The organism is Alteromonas sp. ABH4_452, from assembly GCF_056311825.1.
Genome location: NZ_CM149973.1, coordinates 340,152 through 356,477, shown reverse-complemented (window position 1 = coordinate 356,477; position 16,326 = coordinate 340,152). Strand labels below are relative to the sequence as shown.

Annotated in this window: 13 protein-coding genes; 4 read left to right on the top strand and 9 right to left on the bottom strand. The window is 44.2% G+C overall.

The annotated features are described in order from the left end of the window. Positions 1–58: 58 nt before the first annotated feature. Positions 59–2,137 carry a glycine--tRNA ligase subunit beta gene (glyS, locus tag ACYX4N_RS01535; RefSeq protein WP_476055381.1) on the bottom strand — a complete coding sequence of 693 codons (2,079 nt, stop codon included), beginning with the start codon at positions 2,135–2,137 and terminating at the stop codon, positions 59–61. Positions 2,138–2,139: 2 nt separating this feature from the next. After that, entirely contained in the window at positions 2,140–3,045 is a 906-nt protein-coding gene (glyQ, locus tag ACYX4N_RS01530; RefSeq protein ID WP_014947716.1) for a glycine--tRNA ligase subunit alpha, read from the bottom strand. Positions 3,046–3,191: 146 nt separating this feature from the next. On the opposite strand from glyQ, the gene ACYX4N_RS01525 reads away from it, so the two are divergent. Continuing rightward, positions 3,192–3,800 (top strand): DNA-3-methyladenine glycosylase I, encoded by a 609-nt coding sequence (locus tag ACYX4N_RS01525; protein WP_476055380.1) that lies wholly within the window; start codon positions 3,192–3,194, stop codon positions 3,798–3,800. 125 nt (positions 3,801–3,925) lie between these two features. Here the strand turns inward: ACYX4N_RS01525 and ACYX4N_RS01520 are convergent, their stop codons facing one another. The 4 genes from ACYX4N_RS01520 to ACYX4N_RS01505 all read right to left on the bottom strand — a co-directional run bounded on the left by ACYX4N_RS01520 (position 3,926) and on the right by ACYX4N_RS01505 (position 6,660). Next, positions 3,926–4,387 (bottom strand): DUF2489 domain-containing protein, encoded by a 462-nt coding sequence (locus ACYX4N_RS01520; protein WP_179981868.1) that lies wholly within the window; start codon positions 4,385–4,387, stop codon positions 3,926–3,928. Between the two features lie 18 nt (positions 4,388–4,405). Beyond that, on the bottom strand, positions 4,406–4,909 hold the full coding sequence (gene yihI, locus ACYX4N_RS01515) for a Der GTPase-activating protein YihI (protein WP_476055379.1): 504 nt from the start codon (positions 4,907–4,909) through the stop codon (positions 4,406–4,408). A gap of 126 nt (positions 4,910–5,035) precedes the next feature. Continuing rightward, entirely contained in the window at positions 5,036–5,683 is a 648-nt protein-coding gene (locus ACYX4N_RS01510) for a class I SAM-dependent methyltransferase (protein WP_476055378.1), read from the bottom strand. Between the two features lie 353 nt (positions 5,684–6,036). Continuing rightward, positions 6,037–6,660, bottom strand: coding sequence for a c-type cytochrome (locus ACYX4N_RS01505; protein WP_476055377.1), 624 nt, complete (start codon positions 6,658–6,660; stop codon positions 6,037–6,039). Positions 6,661–6,834: 174 nt separating this feature from the next. Between ACYX4N_RS01505 and yihA the strand changes: the two genes are divergently transcribed. Beyond that, the gene (yihA, locus tag ACYX4N_RS01500; protein ID WP_474856766.1) at positions 6,835–7,470 is read left to right on the top strand and encodes a ribosome biogenesis GTP-binding protein YihA/YsxC; all 636 of its coding nucleotides are present in this window, start codon (positions 6,835–6,837) and stop codon (positions 7,468–7,470) included. Between the two features lie 414 nt (positions 7,471–7,884). Here yihA and polA read toward each other — a convergent pair whose 3' ends face one another. After that, positions 7,885–10,674 (bottom strand): DNA polymerase I, encoded by a 2,790-nt coding sequence (gene polA, locus ACYX4N_RS01495; RefSeq protein WP_476055376.1) that lies wholly within the window; start codon positions 10,672–10,674, stop codon positions 7,885–7,887. 421 nt (positions 10,675–11,095) lie between these two features. Here polA and elbB point away from each other — a divergent pair, with 421 nt between their 5' ends. Together elbB and ACYX4N_RS01485 are read left to right on the top strand one after the other, a co-directional pair. Then, a complete protein-coding gene (gene elbB, locus ACYX4N_RS01490; protein ID WP_179981874.1) occupies positions 11,096–11,749 on the top strand; it encodes an isoprenoid biosynthesis glyoxalase ElbB in 654 nt (217 codons plus the stop codon). 254 nt (positions 11,750–12,003) lie between these two features. Then, the gene (locus ACYX4N_RS01485) at positions 12,004–13,455 is read left to right on the top strand and encodes a TrkH family potassium uptake protein (RefSeq protein WP_474803290.1); all 1,452 of its coding nucleotides are present in this window, start codon (positions 12,004–12,006) and stop codon (positions 13,453–13,455) included. A gap of 106 nt (positions 13,456–13,561) precedes the next feature. On the opposite strand, the gene trkA is transcribed toward ACYX4N_RS01485, so the two are convergent. Both trkA and rsmB read right to left on the bottom strand, forming a co-directional pair. Next, positions 13,562–14,941 carry a Trk system potassium transporter TrkA gene (gene trkA / locus ACYX4N_RS01480; RefSeq protein WP_136782368.1) on the bottom strand — a complete coding sequence of 460 codons (1,380 nt, stop codon included), beginning with the start codon at positions 14,939–14,941 and terminating at the stop codon, positions 13,562–13,564. A gap of 63 nt (positions 14,942–15,004) precedes the next feature. Then, the gene (rsmB, locus tag ACYX4N_RS01475; RefSeq protein WP_476055375.1) at positions 15,005–16,324 is read right to left on the bottom strand and encodes a 16S rRNA (cytosine(967)-C(5))-methyltransferase RsmB; all 1,320 of its coding nucleotides are present in this window, start codon (positions 16,322–16,324) and stop codon (positions 15,005–15,007) included. Positions 16,325–16,326 lie beyond the last annotated feature (2 nt).

Genomic DNA, 16,326 nt, shown 5'->3' with positions numbered 1-16,326 from the left:
ACGTAAGGGTTGGGCTTTCATTTATTGCAGCATTAGACTGCATTAACGTTAACTAGCCTTATGACTTCGCAAGGATTGAAATATCTGCGGTAGTAAGGAAAAGTTGCCTTAAAAGCGACAGTAAAGCAAGTCGGTTATTCTTAACCGCTTCGTCATCAGCCATAACCATTACGTTATCGAAGAAGTTATCGATTACATTACGCAGCGTAGCAAGTGCCGACAGAATGCGTGTGTAATCATGCGAAGGTAGCGCGCTATCAACTTCTTTTTGTGCGGCTTTTAAGTCAGCGTAAAGCGCTTTTTCAGCGTCTTCCACTAGTAACGATTCATCTATATTCGCCGAGTTAGTCACATCTACTTTTTGCTTAGCAAGAATATTGGCTACGCGTTTATTAGCGGCGGCTAACGCCTCTGCCTCTTCTAATGCCTTGAATTTATCTACCGCATGGACACGAGCTAGATAATCAGAAGGCTTCGTAGGGCGACGGGCTGCTACGGCCTGAATAACGTCAATGGCGATAGCTTGATCTTGTAGGAGGGCATTGAAGCGACCTAATACAAAATCAACAACCTGCGTTTGTGTTTCAGCATTTGTTAATTTATCGCCATATACCTCAATTGCTTTGCTCACAAGTGTTTCGAGGTCTAAAGGCAAAGATAGCTCGGTAACAATACGTAAAACACCAATAGCTGCACGACGAAGCGCGAATGGGTCTTTATCACCTTTTGGCAGCTGGCCAATACCGAATATACCAACCAGTGTATCAAGTTTGTCAGCAAGGGCTACTGATGCGCTTACGCCAGAACTAGGAAGTGCGTCACCAGCAAAACGTGGCATGTACTGCTCATATAAAGCTTCCGCTACAGGTGCATCTTCACCGTCGTTTAGCGCATAGTATTTACCCATAACGCCCTGAACGTCTGGAAACTCCATAACCATGTTCGACATTAAGTCGGTTTTAGCTAGAAGACCTGCGCGCGCTGCTTGTGTTTCATTTGCGTCAATTTGCGAAGCGATAAATGCCGATAGGGCAGATATACGTTCAGACTTTTCTTTAAGCGTACCAAGCTGCTTTTGGAATAACACGGTTTCTAAGCTTTCAAGGCGACTTTCTAACGTTGTCTTTTTATCGCTATTAAAGAAGAACTCTGCATCGGCAAGGCGAGGGCGTATAACCTTCTCATTACCTGAGATAACCTGAGATGCGTCATGGCTTTCAATATTCGTTACAAACAAGAAGGTATTAGAAAGTGCGCCATCACTATCAAGCAGCGGTACATACTTCTGGTCGTCCTTCATTGTGTAGATAAGCGCTTCTTTCGGGACTTCTAAGAAACCCTTATCGAATCCTGCTTGCAGCACAACAGGCCACTCTACCAGGGAAGCAATTTCCTCAAGCAGTTCTTCATCGTAATCTGGCTTAAGCGATAGGTTTTTAGCTGCGTCTTCTAATTGCTGACGCACTTTATCTTTGCGCGCCTCAAAGTCTGCCAGCACATATTGTTGCTCTAGTGCAGAGGCGTAGTTGTCAGCATGATCAAGCTCAAAGCGACCTTCGCCGTGGAATCGATGACCTTGAACAACGCGGCTGCTTGCTAGGCCCAATACTGAAACGTTAACCACTTCGCTTCCATAAAGCACACAAAGGGTGTGCACAGGGCGAATAAACTGAGTGTTGTAGTTACCCCAGCGCATAGGCTTTGGAATAGGTAACTTGCTTACTGCTTGATTAATCAAACCTTCTAACAACTCAGCAATTGTTTGACCAGGCACATGTGCTTTATGAAGAAGCCATTCACCTTTATCTGTAACCAAGCGCTCCGCGTCAGAAACGTCGATACCGTTACCGCGTGCCCAACCTTGAGCTGCCTTAGTGGGGTTGCCACCAGCGTCAAACGCCGCAGATACTGCTGGACCGCGTTTCTCTACTACTTTATCAGCTTGGCCTTCAGCAAGACCTGAAACGTAAACCGCTAAGCGGCGAGGGGCTGCAAACCAGCTAACTGAGTCAAAACTTAAGTCAGCTTGGCTAAGTGCTGCTTCAAATTGTGTGGCGAAGGCTTCGCCCAAAGACTTAAGTGCTTTTGGTGGTAACTCTTCAGTACCTAATTCAACTAAACAATTTTCTGTACGCACGCTTATGCCTCCTTGTTACATAGTGGGAAGCCTAGTGCTTCACGTGCTTGGTAATAGCTCTCTGCACACGCTTTGGCAAGCGTACGAACGCGAAGAATATAGCGCTGGCGTTCTGTTACTGAAATAGCATGACGTGCATCAAGCAAGTTAAATGCGTGAGATGCCTTCATAACCTGCTCATAAGCGGGTAGCGGAAGGTTGTTCTCAATTAGCTTTTTACTTTCGGCTTCACACTCGTCAAAAGTTCTAAACAGGGCTTCCACGTTGGCGTGTTCAAAGTTATACGTAGATTGTTCTACTTCGTTTTGATGGAATACATCACCATAGGTGACTTTACCCATTGGGCCGTCAGTCCATACTAGGTCATAGATACTATCTACACCTTGAACGTACATAGCTAGTCGCTCTAAGCCGTAGGTGATTTCACCAGTAACAGGCTTACATTCAAGGCCGCCTACTTGTTGGAAGTAGGTGAACTGAGTCACTTCCATACCGTTAAGCCATACTTCCCAACCTAGTCCCCACGCACCAAGCGTTGGTGATTCCCAGTTGTCTTCTACAAAGCGAATGTCATGAACCAGCGGATCAAAGCCTAACTCTTTCAAAGAGCCCAAGTACAACTCCTGAATATTGTCAGGTGAAGGCTTAAGCATTACTTGGAACTGATAGTAATGCTGTAAGCGATTTGGGTTCTCACCGTAACGACCATCGGTGGGTCTACGGCATGGTTGAACATAGGCGCTACTCATTGGCTCTGGACCTAAAGAACGTAGGAATGTCATAGGGTGAAAAGTACCTGCACCCACTTCCATATCCAGAGGCTGAATAATAACGCAGCCCTGACGCGCCCAATAATCTTGTAGCGCAAGGATCAACCCTTGAAAGGTTTTAATATCGTATTTCTGCATACATCCGCTGCTTATTAGTTAACTGACTTAAAATTGAGGTGGGATAGTATACAATTTGTGAGGCATAGTATGTAGGTGTAAAGGGTGAAAAAACGTCACGAATACAGGCAATATGCCACTTCACAACAAGGATTTAATCTTAAGCCATGAGCAATCAATTAAAAACAGCACAAAATACGCCATTACACCGATGCGGTTGGGTGAGCAATGACCCTATTTATCTGGCTTATCATGACAACGAATGGGGTGTACCTGAGCTAAATAGCCGAGCGCTGTTTGCTAAATTATGCCTAGATGGTCAGCAAGCAGGCTTGTCTTGGTTAACTATCCTTAAAAAGCAGCAGAATTTTGAGCGGGCATTTCACCAGTTTGACCCTGAGAAAATCGCGACGATGGGCGCCGCTGATGTCGAAAGACTAATGCACGACAGCGGTATAATCAGAAACAAGCTTAAAATAGAGTCTGTTATTAAAAATGCTAAAGGGTATCTGGCCATAGAAGAAACACAGCCATTCAGCGAGTTTATTTGGCAATTCACAGGCGGGCGTACTGTGATAAATGCTTGGGATAACTTTAAGCAGGCCCCCACCTCTACCGACGCATCGAAAGCGATGTCAAAAGCATTAAAAAAGCATGGGTTTAATTTTGTTGGTGAAACGATTTGCTACGCTTTTATGCAGGCAGTGGGAATGGTTAACGATCACGAAGTAGGGTGCCACTGTTATCAGCGTACCTGTGACTTAGCGATAAAGTAGTAGGGAAAGCGACATAAAACGCGGATATAGAAAGCAATCGATAGAAAAAAGACCGAGCACCCAATGATGATCGGTCTTTTTTAAATACTGCCTAACGCTTCTTTTTTACGCCTTATCACTACGTTCTATTGAGCGCTTATCAAGGTTTCACAGTAGGCTTTAAGCGGTGGCAATTCATCCAATACCTTAGACTCGTATTCAGACTCAATTTGCTCTCGTGCGATATCCTGTTTTCTTCGCTCATTTTTGGGAAGTTGTTGTCTTGCCTCTAAAATCGCAAAGCCACTGACCTCGGTGAAAAGTGCATGAACTTGCGGATACTGCGCTTTAAAGTCAGGTGGTGAATTAATAGGAAGGGCGTTAAGCAAGTTAACGATACGAATAACACCTTCTGATAAATCACACTGCTGTTGCTCCATCGCTTTAGCAATCACTATGATGCTGTCAGTGATATTAGCAATGCGAGATTGCCTTGCGGCTTCCTGTCGCGCTTTCTGCTGCTTTAGCATAAACAGCAGCTTACCTGCGTAAAAGCCAAGCCCAACAATGATTAGTAGCGCAATGCCTGAAAGTACTGCCCAAAGCATAACGTTTTCCTGTTTCTATTAATGCTTAAAGTCGTCGATGTTAATAGCGTCTAAATCGTTAAACGGATCCATATCGTCGTCTTCATCATCTTCTTCCACTATACCTAGTAGGTCACAAAGGATGCGGTGGCGTGCCATTTTTTCGTCTACGTACGCTTGTTGCTCGCGAGTAAGCGGCTTGTCATCATCAAGCTTATCAAGTAAATCTGTTAAACGTTGGTCTGCTTCTAGGGCTGCCAACTCTTGGGCTGGAGTTGCGTACTTCTTCTTTTGAGCAGGGGTTGGCGTTACTGTTTTTACAAGCTGAACAGGCTTCTTACTGCCGTGACGAGGATCTTTATTCTCAGCACTCTTTTTGCCAGTTACTTTTTTCTGTTCAACATTGTGGCGGCTACCTGCAGGCTTACCCTTGTGCTTTTTAGGGCGAGGTGAGTCTGATTTACGGTTTTCGCTAGGTTTAAAGTCTGGGTCTTTACGAACGCCGATTTGACCGACTTTACGAGATTTCTTTGAACGTGCCATAATTTCCAAATAACAAAGAGAGTGAAAAAACAACGCTATTATAGCGCGAATTAGTGCCTACGTATTGATCTTTGGGTGTGCGGTTAAAAATCAATATGCCATAAAGGTAGTGATAGATAATCTATTTCAGCGCTTCTTCATTAGCACAACGTCATTTGCTGGGAATTTAACGTCATAGCCGTCTCTTTGTGCTAAATACTCAAAGGTTTTTTCGCTGAAGAAGCTTACATGTGTGATGTCGTTTTTATAATGCCAATTTGCAAAGCGGGCTTTATCGAGCACGCGTTTTGTCATGATGGCAAGAACCCCGCCAGGGGCAACAAGTTTGTTGAACAGCGCCCATTCCACGTGTGGGGAGTGAAAGTGCTCGATAGCTTCAGTACAGGTTACAATGTCGTAGCTTCTCTCTAGTACCTTTAAGTTTGGGGCATAGAAGGGGTCGTATGTAGTCATATTCACTCCTTCTTCTGACAGCATGCTTGCTAGAACAGGTGCTGGACCGCAGCCAAAGTCTAGTCCAGAAAGCTCTCCTGCGTTAGTTGCTTTTATAAAAGGTGAGAGCGGGGTTAAAACCTTTCCTAAAAACTTTCGATATCCTTCATCTTCGAAGCTGTTTTCGTGAAGATCATATTCCTGTTTTTCTACTTCTTTTGACGGCAGAAACGCAGGAGAAACATAAACAAGTTCGCATTGACTACACTGGAGGTATTCCCGCTTTTTATCAGTGTGGTAGTGAGATGATGTATTAGCGCTTTGGCATAAAGGACAAGACATAAAAGGCGGATATTAATAAAGGGGCTAAAAAAGAAAAAGGTGATGGTTTTCACCATCACCTTACATTGTATGAGTGTCAGATGACACCTCTCCCGTTATACACATCTATGTGTAGCTGGCTTCCCTAGCTGTGCTCCCCTTATTTTTATTTTTAGCAGAGCTGTATTGTTGTTTTTGGCCCTCGTGGCTCTTTATCCCGTCTTCCATGCTGCATTTTTATTATTATTCTTGTTGTTTAGTTTGTAGATTTTCAAAGGCACCTACAAACTACGCCGTTAGATTACACGAATAATTTTAAAATACAACTTTTATGGTAACAAAATTTTAACAACAGTGTGTAAAAACGGTACGGCTTAGTGTAAGCCTGCGATATAGTTAGATAAAATTTCGATATCTTCGTCGGTTAATTTCATCGCAATATCACGCATCATGCCATTCATATCGTTGTGACGTTGACCAGAACGGAAAGCCTTTAACTGAGATGCAGTGTAGGTAGCGTGCTGTCCACTGATGTCAGGGAAGCCTGCTAATGCCATACCGTTACCTTTAGGTCCGTGGCATGCGATACATGCTGTTACGCCACGCGACTCGTCACCACCTTGATAAAGTGCGCGTCCAGCTTCTACATATTGCTCAGGCGTTTCGCCCGCTTTAGGCTCTTGGCTTGAGAAATAAGCAGCTAGGTCTTTCATGTCTTGCTCTGATAGTGGAGCAGCCATGCCGTTCATCACAGCATTGTTACGACCTTCCTCGCCACCCGTTCGAGAAGCAAGTTTAAATTCGGTTAATTGCTTAACAATGTACTTCTCATGCTGGCCAGCAAGTTTTGGGTTCATGTCAATCATGCTGTTACCATCAGGACCATGACAGGCTGCACATACTGCAGATTTCGCTTTACCTGCCTCGGCGTCGCCTTCTGCCATAGCAGTTGCGCTCAAACCCAAAGACATACACACCAACAAACACAGTTTTTTCATAATAAATCTCTTAAATGGATCCAACGGCTCGCGTGATATACGTGATATCATGCGTATTTTACACATTTAACGCGTCAGAAAAACCTATTCCATGATAAAACTATGGTTTTTAGCTGGTTTATTCATTAAAAAACTGTAAACCAAAGGTTGAGACGCATGTGGAGGTAAGTCTAGATGTCGTATTACACCAAAGCAAAATTCTTTACGAGTGCACCTGACATTCGTCATTTAAAGAATGACAGCGGTATTGAAGTTGCGTTTGCGGGTCGCTCGAACGCGGGAAAGTCGAGTGCGCTTAACACATTAACCCGTCAAAGAAACTTGGCGAGAACCAGTAAAACACCAGGTCGTACTCAATTAATCAATGTATTTGAATTAGAGGAAGACTTGCGCCTTGTCGATTTGCCGGGTTACGGATTTGCTAAAGTCCCGGTGGCGATGAAAAAGAAGTGGCAAGCGTCATTAGGTGAATACCTTCAAAAGCGTAAGTCGCTAAAAGGTTTGGTGGTCCTAATGGATATTCGTCATCCTTTTAAAGATTTAGACCAAGACCTCATTCATTGGGCTGTGGCGTCGGATATCCCTGTACTCGCTCTTCTTACAAAAGCCGATAAACTGAAAAGCGGAAAGCGCAAAGCACAACTTTTAATGGCCCGTGAAGCTGCTATGGCATTTATGGGTGATGTAACGGTACAAACCTTTTCGTCATTAAATAAACATGGTTTACCAGAGCTAGAGCGTATTTTGGATTCATGGTTCGGGTTGGACAAATCAGCTGATGAAGATACTTCCGATAGTGAAGTCCAATAACATTAACGGTGAATTTCACTTGTGCTGACTTGGTGTATTTAGTGGGAAAGCTCGATGCGCTAGAAAAAAGAACGCCCCGCATAGAGCGAGGCGTAAACTGAGAGAAAACACATAAAAACCGTAGATATAGAGTAGTAGTAATCAAAGAAGTTCAGGAAAAATAGAAAGAAAAATCACTTAAAGTGTTATGTGTTTGATATTTAACAGTTATTTATTTTCTGCAGATATAAAAAAACCCCGACAAAACTGTCGGGGTTAAAGCAAAGGTTTGAAAACAGCTTTCTCACCTCTGTACCCTACATGCGTAATATTACAACAAAGCACAGAAAAGGCAAGGGCATTATGTAATTAAATTACCAAATTTAATGTAAATAACTCCCAACTGGGTATTGAAACTGTAATCTAATTACCAAACTAATGTGCTTCATCCCAATTTTCGCCCACACCAGCTTCAACAACGAGCGGCACATTAAGTGTGGCTGCGCTTTCCATAAGTGCTGTAATAGTAGAAACATAGGTATCTACTTTGTCTTCTTTAATTTCGAAAACCAGTTCATCGTGCACTTGCATCATCATGGTTACATCATCGGATGCATTTTTTCTGATCCAGTCGTCAACTTTAATCATGGCCATCTTAATAATGTCTGCCGCCGTACCTTGCATTGGCGCATTGATTGCTGCGCGTTCTGCACCTTTTCGGCGTGCGCCATTACTTGCTTTAATATCAGGCAGGTATAGCCTGCGACCAAATACAGTTTCTACATAACCCTTTTCCTTTGCACTCTCACGAGTAGAGTCCATATATTCAAGCACACCAGGGTAGCGCTCAAAGTAAAGGTCCATGTATTTTTGGGCTTCGTTACGTGGAATATTAAGTTGCTTAGACAGTCCAAACGCACTCATACCGTAAATTAGGCCGAAGTTAATCGCTTTCGCGCTGCGTCGCTGCTCGGTTGTTACCTCATCAAGTGGTACGCCGAATACTTCAGATGCCGTTGCTTTATGAATATCTTTGCCATGAGCAAAGGCATCGAGTAGGCCTTTATCACCAGAAAGGTGGGCCATGATACGCAGCTCAATTTGAGAGTAGTCAGCTGCGACAAACTTATTTCCTTCCCTTGGAACAAAAGCCTGGCGTACGCGACGACCTTCTTCATTGCGAATAGGAATGTTTTGTAAATTAGGATCGGTTGAAGAAAGACGCCCTGTTGCCGTTACCGCTTGGTGATAAGACGTATGCACCCGACCTGTGCGATGATTGATCATCTTAGGAAGTTTATCGGTGTAGGTATTCTTGAGTTTAGTTAAACCGCGGTATTCCATGATCTTTTTAGGTAGCGGATACTCAAGTGCCAGTTCTTGAAGTACATCCTCAGAAGTAGAGGGCGCGCCTTTTGGCGTTTTCTTAATAATTGGCAGCGACATCTTTTCAAATAGAATATGCTGAAGCTGTTTTGTTGAGCCTAAGTTAAATGGCTCGCCCGCTTCCTCATGAACCTCACTTTCAAGTTCGGCAATACGACTAGCAAGATCTTGGCTTTGTTGACTAAGTCTCTGGCTGTCAATCAGCACGCCTTCTTGTTCCATGCGAGAAAGGACGCACGCAAGGGGAACTTCAACGTCTATCAACAAGTTTTTAAGTTCTGGAATATCTTTTAACTTAGTCCAAATAGCGTTATGTAAGCGAAGCGTTATATCAGCATCTTCCGCTGCATAAGGGCCTGCTTCTTCTAGGTCAATTTGGTTAAAGGTAAGCTGTTTTGCGCCTTTGCCAGCAATTTCTTCAAAGTGAATGGTTTTATGACCAAGATAAGCTAGAGCTAGCGAGTCCATATCGTGGCGCTGGGCGGTGCTGTTTAGTACATAGCTTTCAAGCATAGTGTCAAAGCCAATGCCATTTAAGGTTATGTCATAGTTCGCTAGTACATTTTTATCGTACTTAATATGCTGGCCTACTTTGATAACCTTGTCTGATTCCAAAATAGGTTTTAATGCGTTTAATACGAACTCTCGTGATAGCTGTGCCGGCGCATCGGGGTAATCATGGGCTACAGGTACGTAAGCTGCTTCACCTTCTTCTATACAAAATGAAACGCCAACTAATTCGGCATCCATGTAGTTAAGGCTAGTAGTTTCGGTATCAAAGGCAATTAGCTCAGCTTTTTCAAGCTTAGCGACCCAAGCGTTAAAGCGCGCTTCATCAAGTACGGTTTCGTATTTCGATTTGTCGATATCTACCGATGTACTTTGCTCACTTTCTTGTGCACTGCTGCTATCTTCACTGCTAGTCGTGTCGCTATTTGAGGTATCACCGCCCGCCACAAGCGCACTTACTTCTGTATGCCAGCGTTTGAATTCATACTCAGCGAATAGATCGCGAAGTTGTTCATTATCGGGTTGGCTAGGCATCAAGGCTTCAACATCATACTCTAGGTCAAGATCGATGCTAATAGTGGCTAGGGTATAAGAGAGTCGTGCTTGCTCCTCGTACTCCTGCATTTTAGCCGCCATTGACTTGCTACCTCTAAACGATAGATCGGCGATTTTATCCAGGTTCTTATAAATATCGTCGATACCGCCAATACCATTAAGTAAAGCTTGAGCACTTTTATCGCCTACACCAGGTACGCCGGGTATGTTATCTACTTTGTCGCCTTTTAATGCGAGAAAGTCGATTACAAGTTCAGGAGGTATGCCAAACTTAGTATTTACGCCTTCAACGTCCATTACTTGATTGGTCATAGTATTGATCAAGGTGACATGTTCATTAACCAATTGCGCCATGTCTTTGTCGCCAGTGCTGATAAGGGTATCAATTCCTTTCTCTGTCGCATGTTTGGCTAATGTACCTATAACGTCATCTGCTTCTACTCCGGACTCTACGATAACCGGTAAGCCCATCGCCTTAATGATGGTATGTAATGGTTCGATCTGACTTCTTAGCTCATCCGGCATAGGCGGACGATTCGCCTTATACTCTTTATAAATGTCGTCTCGAAACGTTTTTCCTTTGGCATCAAAAATTACTGCCATGTGGGTAGGGTTGTATTGCTTGATCAAGCTTTTAAGCATGTTCACAACACCATAAATGGCACCGGTATCTTGGCCTTTTGAGTTCGTTAAAGGGGGTAAACCGTGAAAGGCACGAAAGAGATATGACGATCCATCGACAAGAATAAATGGAGGCTTTTTAGAATCTGGCATAGCGGGCGATTTTCCAATATACAATATGAGCGCAAGGATGCCACAGGCTAGGGCAGATCGCCATATCATGAAGGAAGATTAAACGTGACAGCCGATCACATTTTGCCTGTGGATAACTTTGTGATCTAAAGTTTCAGGCACAGTGATCCGGATGATCTTTGTCAAGTTAAAGATCACCATCTAAATCAAGAAAAATAAGGGAATGAGACTAAGGTGTGAAAACAGCGTACCTGCTACTAATCATTCCATTTTGTGTGGATAACTTGGTGTACGTTTATTTTTGGTTTAACCAAGTTGGTCAAGTAATGTAGCATAACCGTTAACATTGTATACACGTATTTATAAGAACTTTTTTTGTACACTTGTGTGTTTAATAGCCAAATTTTGAATAAGTAGATGGCATAACGTCTAGGAGGACAATATGAAACAAGTAGCCGTTATTTTAAGTGGTAGTGGTGTGTTCGACGGGGCAGAATTACATGAGGCGGTATTAACGCTTCTAGCCATTGAGCAAGAGGGGGCATCTTATCAATGTTTCGCGCCCGATGTAGAGCAACTTCACGTGGTCAATCACTTAACCGGTGAAGTGGCGGAAGGGGAAACCAGAAACGTATTGGTAGAGTCAGCCCGAATAGCCAGAGGCAATATAAAGCCTGTCACTGATTGTGACGTTAATGCATTTGATACACTTATACTGCCCGGCGGCTTTGGTGCGGCGAAAAACCTTTGCACCTTTGCTGTAGACGGTGATAAATGTACCTTTAACGAAGAGGTTCTTGAGGTCTGTAAGGCATTTGCACAAGCTAAAAAACCTGCAGCTTATGCGTGTATTGCACCAGCTTTAGCCGCCAAAGTGTATAGCAACAAGACTAAGCTAACTATTGGCGACGATGAGGCCACGGCTTGCGGCTTGAATGCCTTAGGTGCCACTCATGTAGAGTGCCCAGTCGATGAGGTTGTCGTGGATAATGATGCGAAGCTGGTAACTACACCTGCCTATATGCTGGCGCAAAGCGTTAGTGAGGCGAATGCGAGTATTAGCAAAATGGTCAAGACTGTACTTGCCATGAAATAGAAAACTTGGGGCTGGCTTTTCTGAACCGAAAAGTTAAGCGCCATTCTATATAATTAGCTTAATAATGTGGGGAGACAAAGGTTTCCCCTTACTGATTATAGTCCTATAATCAAAACCCTATACGAAACACATTGAGTTTTACCTTTTTTGTTTGAGGTAACGACGTTTGTTTTTTTGAAGTCAGTTCAAAAAATCATTAAAACTAGGGCGCTTAAGCCCTTATGCGCGCTATAAAAATAAAGGCATAATAAACAATGCACTACCGTGCCATCATACGAATACTCGGGTTACTAATAGCGCTTTTTAGCGTAACCATGATCCCACCAGCTATTGTGTCGTTGATTTATCAAGATGGCAGCGGTCTTCCTTTCACTCTCGCTTTTATATTCTGTGTCATTGGCGGCATGGCCTTGTGGTATCCCAATCGTCAGCAAAAAAATGATTTAAGAGCGCGAGAAGGGTTTTTAATAGTCGCGCTGTTTTGGTCAGTACTGGCAAGCGTGGGTGCAATTCCACTTATCTTGCTTGAGCAACCTAGCATGACAGTAACCGATGCTTTTTTTGAATCGTTTTCTGGCCTGACGACCACAGGTGCGACGGTTATCGAAGGGATAGATTTTCTCCCTCATTCAGTACAATTTTACCGGCAGCAACTTCAGTGGCTAGGCGGCATGGGTATCATCGTACTTGCCGTTGCCATATTACCTATTCTTGGTGTTGGGGGCATGCAGCTGTATCGAGCAGAGACACCCGGCCCGGTTAAAGATAATAAGATGACACCGCGTATTGCCGATACGGCAAAGCATCTATGGTATATCTACCTAACTATAACCATTGCGTGCGCGGGAGCATATTGGCTTTCAGGTATGAATGTATTCGATGCTATATGCCATGCATTCTCAACCGTAGCCATTGGTGGGTTTTCTAACCATGATGCGAGCTTAGGGTACTTCAACAGCCCAATGGTAAACGTGGTTTGTACGGTCTTTTTACTTATTGCTGCGCTGAATTTCTCGCTGCACTACGCCGCGGTAAGTTCACGCTCAGTGAAAGGCTACTTTAAAGATCCTGAATTCAAAGCCTTCTTTATTATTCAAGCGTCGCTAATTGGTATTTGCTTTCTAGTACTCACTCTATCAGGCTACTATAGTTCAGCAGAGCAAGCTCTAGATCAGGCTATGATTCAGGCAGTGTCCATTAGCACCACGGCCGGATTCGCCACTACTGACTTTTCTGTATGGCCTACGTTTTTACCCATAATGCTTATTTTTTCTAGCTTCATAGGCGGTTGCGCCAGCTCCACAGGTGGTGGCTTAAAGGTAGTACGTGTGTGCTTATTGTTTTTACAAGGCAAGCGTGAAGTAGACAGACTTATCCACCCTAAAGCCGTGTACAGTGTTAAGTTTGGCGACCGTGCTATGCCCGACAGAGTGGTAGAAGCTGTATGGGGTTTTTTCTCGGCTTACGCCGTAGTATTTGTGGTAATAATGATAGGTCTAATTGCTACAGGTTTAGATAACCTCAGTGCTTTTACTGCAACGGCAGCCATGCTAAATAACTTAGGCCCGGGCCTAGGCAGTGTGGCAGCAAACTATGCCGATGTAACTGATGCAGGCAAATGGATCCTAGTAACGGGTATGGTGTTTGGTCGACTAGAGGTCTTTTCATTACTGGTACTGTTCTCGCCTACGTTCTGGCGAAGCTAATATCTAGAAAAAAGGGCGATAATAATCGCCCTTTGTTCTATGAGTCTATATTCGAATCACTGTACTCTGATATCTTTGCGAAGCTTTATTAAAGAGGGGTATAGCGCTAGCCAAAGAAGAATGCACTGGGCTGGAACAGCTTTTCTACATCATTGATGTACTTCTTATCCACCAAGAACAAAATAACGTGATCGTTAGCTTCTATCTTGGTATCACTATGAGCAATAATCACCTGTTCGTCGCGAACAATAGCACCGATAGTCGTACCTGGAGGTAGCTTAATATCGCCAATTTGTCTGCCAACCACTTTAGACGTGTTTTCATCGCCATGGGCAATAGCTTCAATAGCCTCTGCTGCGCCGCGACGTAATGAGTAAACGTTAACAATGTCACCACGGCGCACGTGCGTAAGTAGTGCCGAAATAGTGGCTTGTTGTGGTGAAAACGCAATGTCTATCTCGCCACCCTGAACGAGATCTACATAAGCACTTCGCTGAATAAGTACCATGGCTTTTTGCGCGCCCATGCGCTTTGCCAGCATGGCCGACATAATATTCGCTTCATCATCGTTGGTAACCGCAATGAATGCATCGACCTGTTCGATATTTTCTTCGCTAAGCAATTCAGGATCAGACGCGTCACCACTGAAGACAATGGTTTTATCTAAGTTGGCAGATAAATACTTTGCCCGCTCCGGGCTGTATTCAATAAGCTTAACGTTATGATTGTGTTCAAGCTTCTTCGCTAACCCTGCGCCAATTAAACCACCGCCGGCTATCATAATTCGCTTGTAGCTAGACTCGAGCTTTTGAAGCTCACTCATTACTGCACGAATATGCTTGGTGGCGGCAATAAAGAATACTTCGTCATCTGCTTCTATAACCGTTGTTCCCAGTGGTCGAATAGGGCGGCCGCGACGGTAAATAGCTGCAACCCTGGTTTCCACATTAGGCATGTGATCTTTAAGTGCAGATAACGCGTGACCTACCAATAAGCCGCCGTAATAGGCTTTAACGGCTACCAAGCTTGCCTTGCCTTCTGCGAACTCAACAACCTGAAGGGCACCGGGATAATCGATAAGACGTTTAATTGCTTTAGTTACCAGTTGCTCTGGGGCAATAATGTGGTCTACCGGTATGTCTTGCTGCTTATATAGCTGCTCTTGATAAATAATGTATTGTTCTGAGCGTACGCGGGCAATTTTTGTGGGCGTTTTGAAAAGGCTATAGGCAACCTGACAGGCAAGCATGTTGCTTTCATCACTATTGGTTACGGCTATCAGCATATCAGCATCTTCCGCACCGGCTTTGCGCAATACATCTGGGTGTGAACCTACACCTGTAACTACCTGTAAATCAAGACGGTCTTGCAGCGCGCGCAGAATAGTGGGGTCAGAGTCAATAACGGTAATTTCGTTATTTTCACCTACTAGGTTTTCAGCAAGAGTTCCGCCTACTTGTCCGGCCCCTAAAATGATGATCTTCATCGTTATTATTTTGCCTTCATATCTGTGCAGGTCATAACTATGTAACCTGCACAACTATTAAACTTAGTCTGACGACTTTACCAGCCTCGCATAATAGAAACCATCCATTTGTTCTTCCCCCGGCGTTATCTGACGTCCAGGTTTGTCTATGGTTTCTGTTTTCACTACAGGCGATAACTTGGCGTTTGGCGTGTCGGCTAGAAACTGCTGTATTTGCGCCATGTTCTCTTTTGGTAAAATAGAACAGGTTGCATAAAGCAAGGTGCCGCCTGGTTTTAATAGGCCCCATAGCGTATCTAATATGCGGCGTTGTAGCAGCGCTAAATTGTCGATGTCATTGGATTTTCGAAGCCAGCGAATATCTGGGTGACGTCGTATAACGCCAGTAGCAGAGCAGGGGGCATCCAGTAATATTCTATCGAAGGGCTTTCCGTCCCACCAAGTTTCTGGATTAGCTGCATCACCCTGCTTAATATCCACAACGTGTTTAAGGCGCGTCATGTTTTCTTCTACGCGTTTTAGGCGTGTAGCGTCGGCATCAAGTGCCAACACGTACTCAGTATCCGGTGCGCACTCAACAATGTGCCCTGTTTTTCCACCTGGTGCGGCGCAACAATCTAAAATACGCTCACTAGCTTGCGGCTGTAAGTAGTGTGCGGCTAATTGAGCTGCACCGTCTTGCACCGCAAAGTGCCCTTTATCAAAGCCAGGCAGGGCAGTAATGTCTTCACGCTTAGTTAAAATTACTGCATCTGCGTGATTGTCGCTAAGGGTATATTCTACGCCAACATTATCTAGCGCCTCGGTGAATGCTACCAATGTTGTTTGCAGCTTATTTACACGAAGCCAGATGGGAGCCATAGCGTTAGTTTCGCTACGCACTTGGTCGGCATCGGCGCCATAGGCGGTCTCTATTGCCTTAAACAGCCACTTAGGTAAACCGCTGTTTATAATGGCATCATCAACGTTTTTGTCGGCAAGGTTCTCTCGCTGAAAATTGCGTAATACCGCATTTACCAAGCCTTTAAGCGCTGCTGCATTTAAATAAGACGCTGCAGCAACGGTTTCACCTACTGCAGCATGGTTACTAACTCGTGAAAAGTTAAGCTGGTACAAGCCAAGAAGTATAAGGTGCTCGATAACCTTTTTATTTCCCTTTAAGGGTCTATCTAGCAAAGAGCGTAGCCAGTGTTGCAAAAGGGGAAGGCGACGCATTACCCCTAACGACATTTCTTGAATCCATGCGTTATCTTTGGCGTTGTGTCTGCGCTGAACGCGTTCTAGGCATTCACGCGATGACTTGCCTTGCTCTAAAATTTGATAAATGACCCACGCACAATCTGCGCGCAGGTTTTTTTGCTTGGGAAGGGGTAATGGTTTCACGT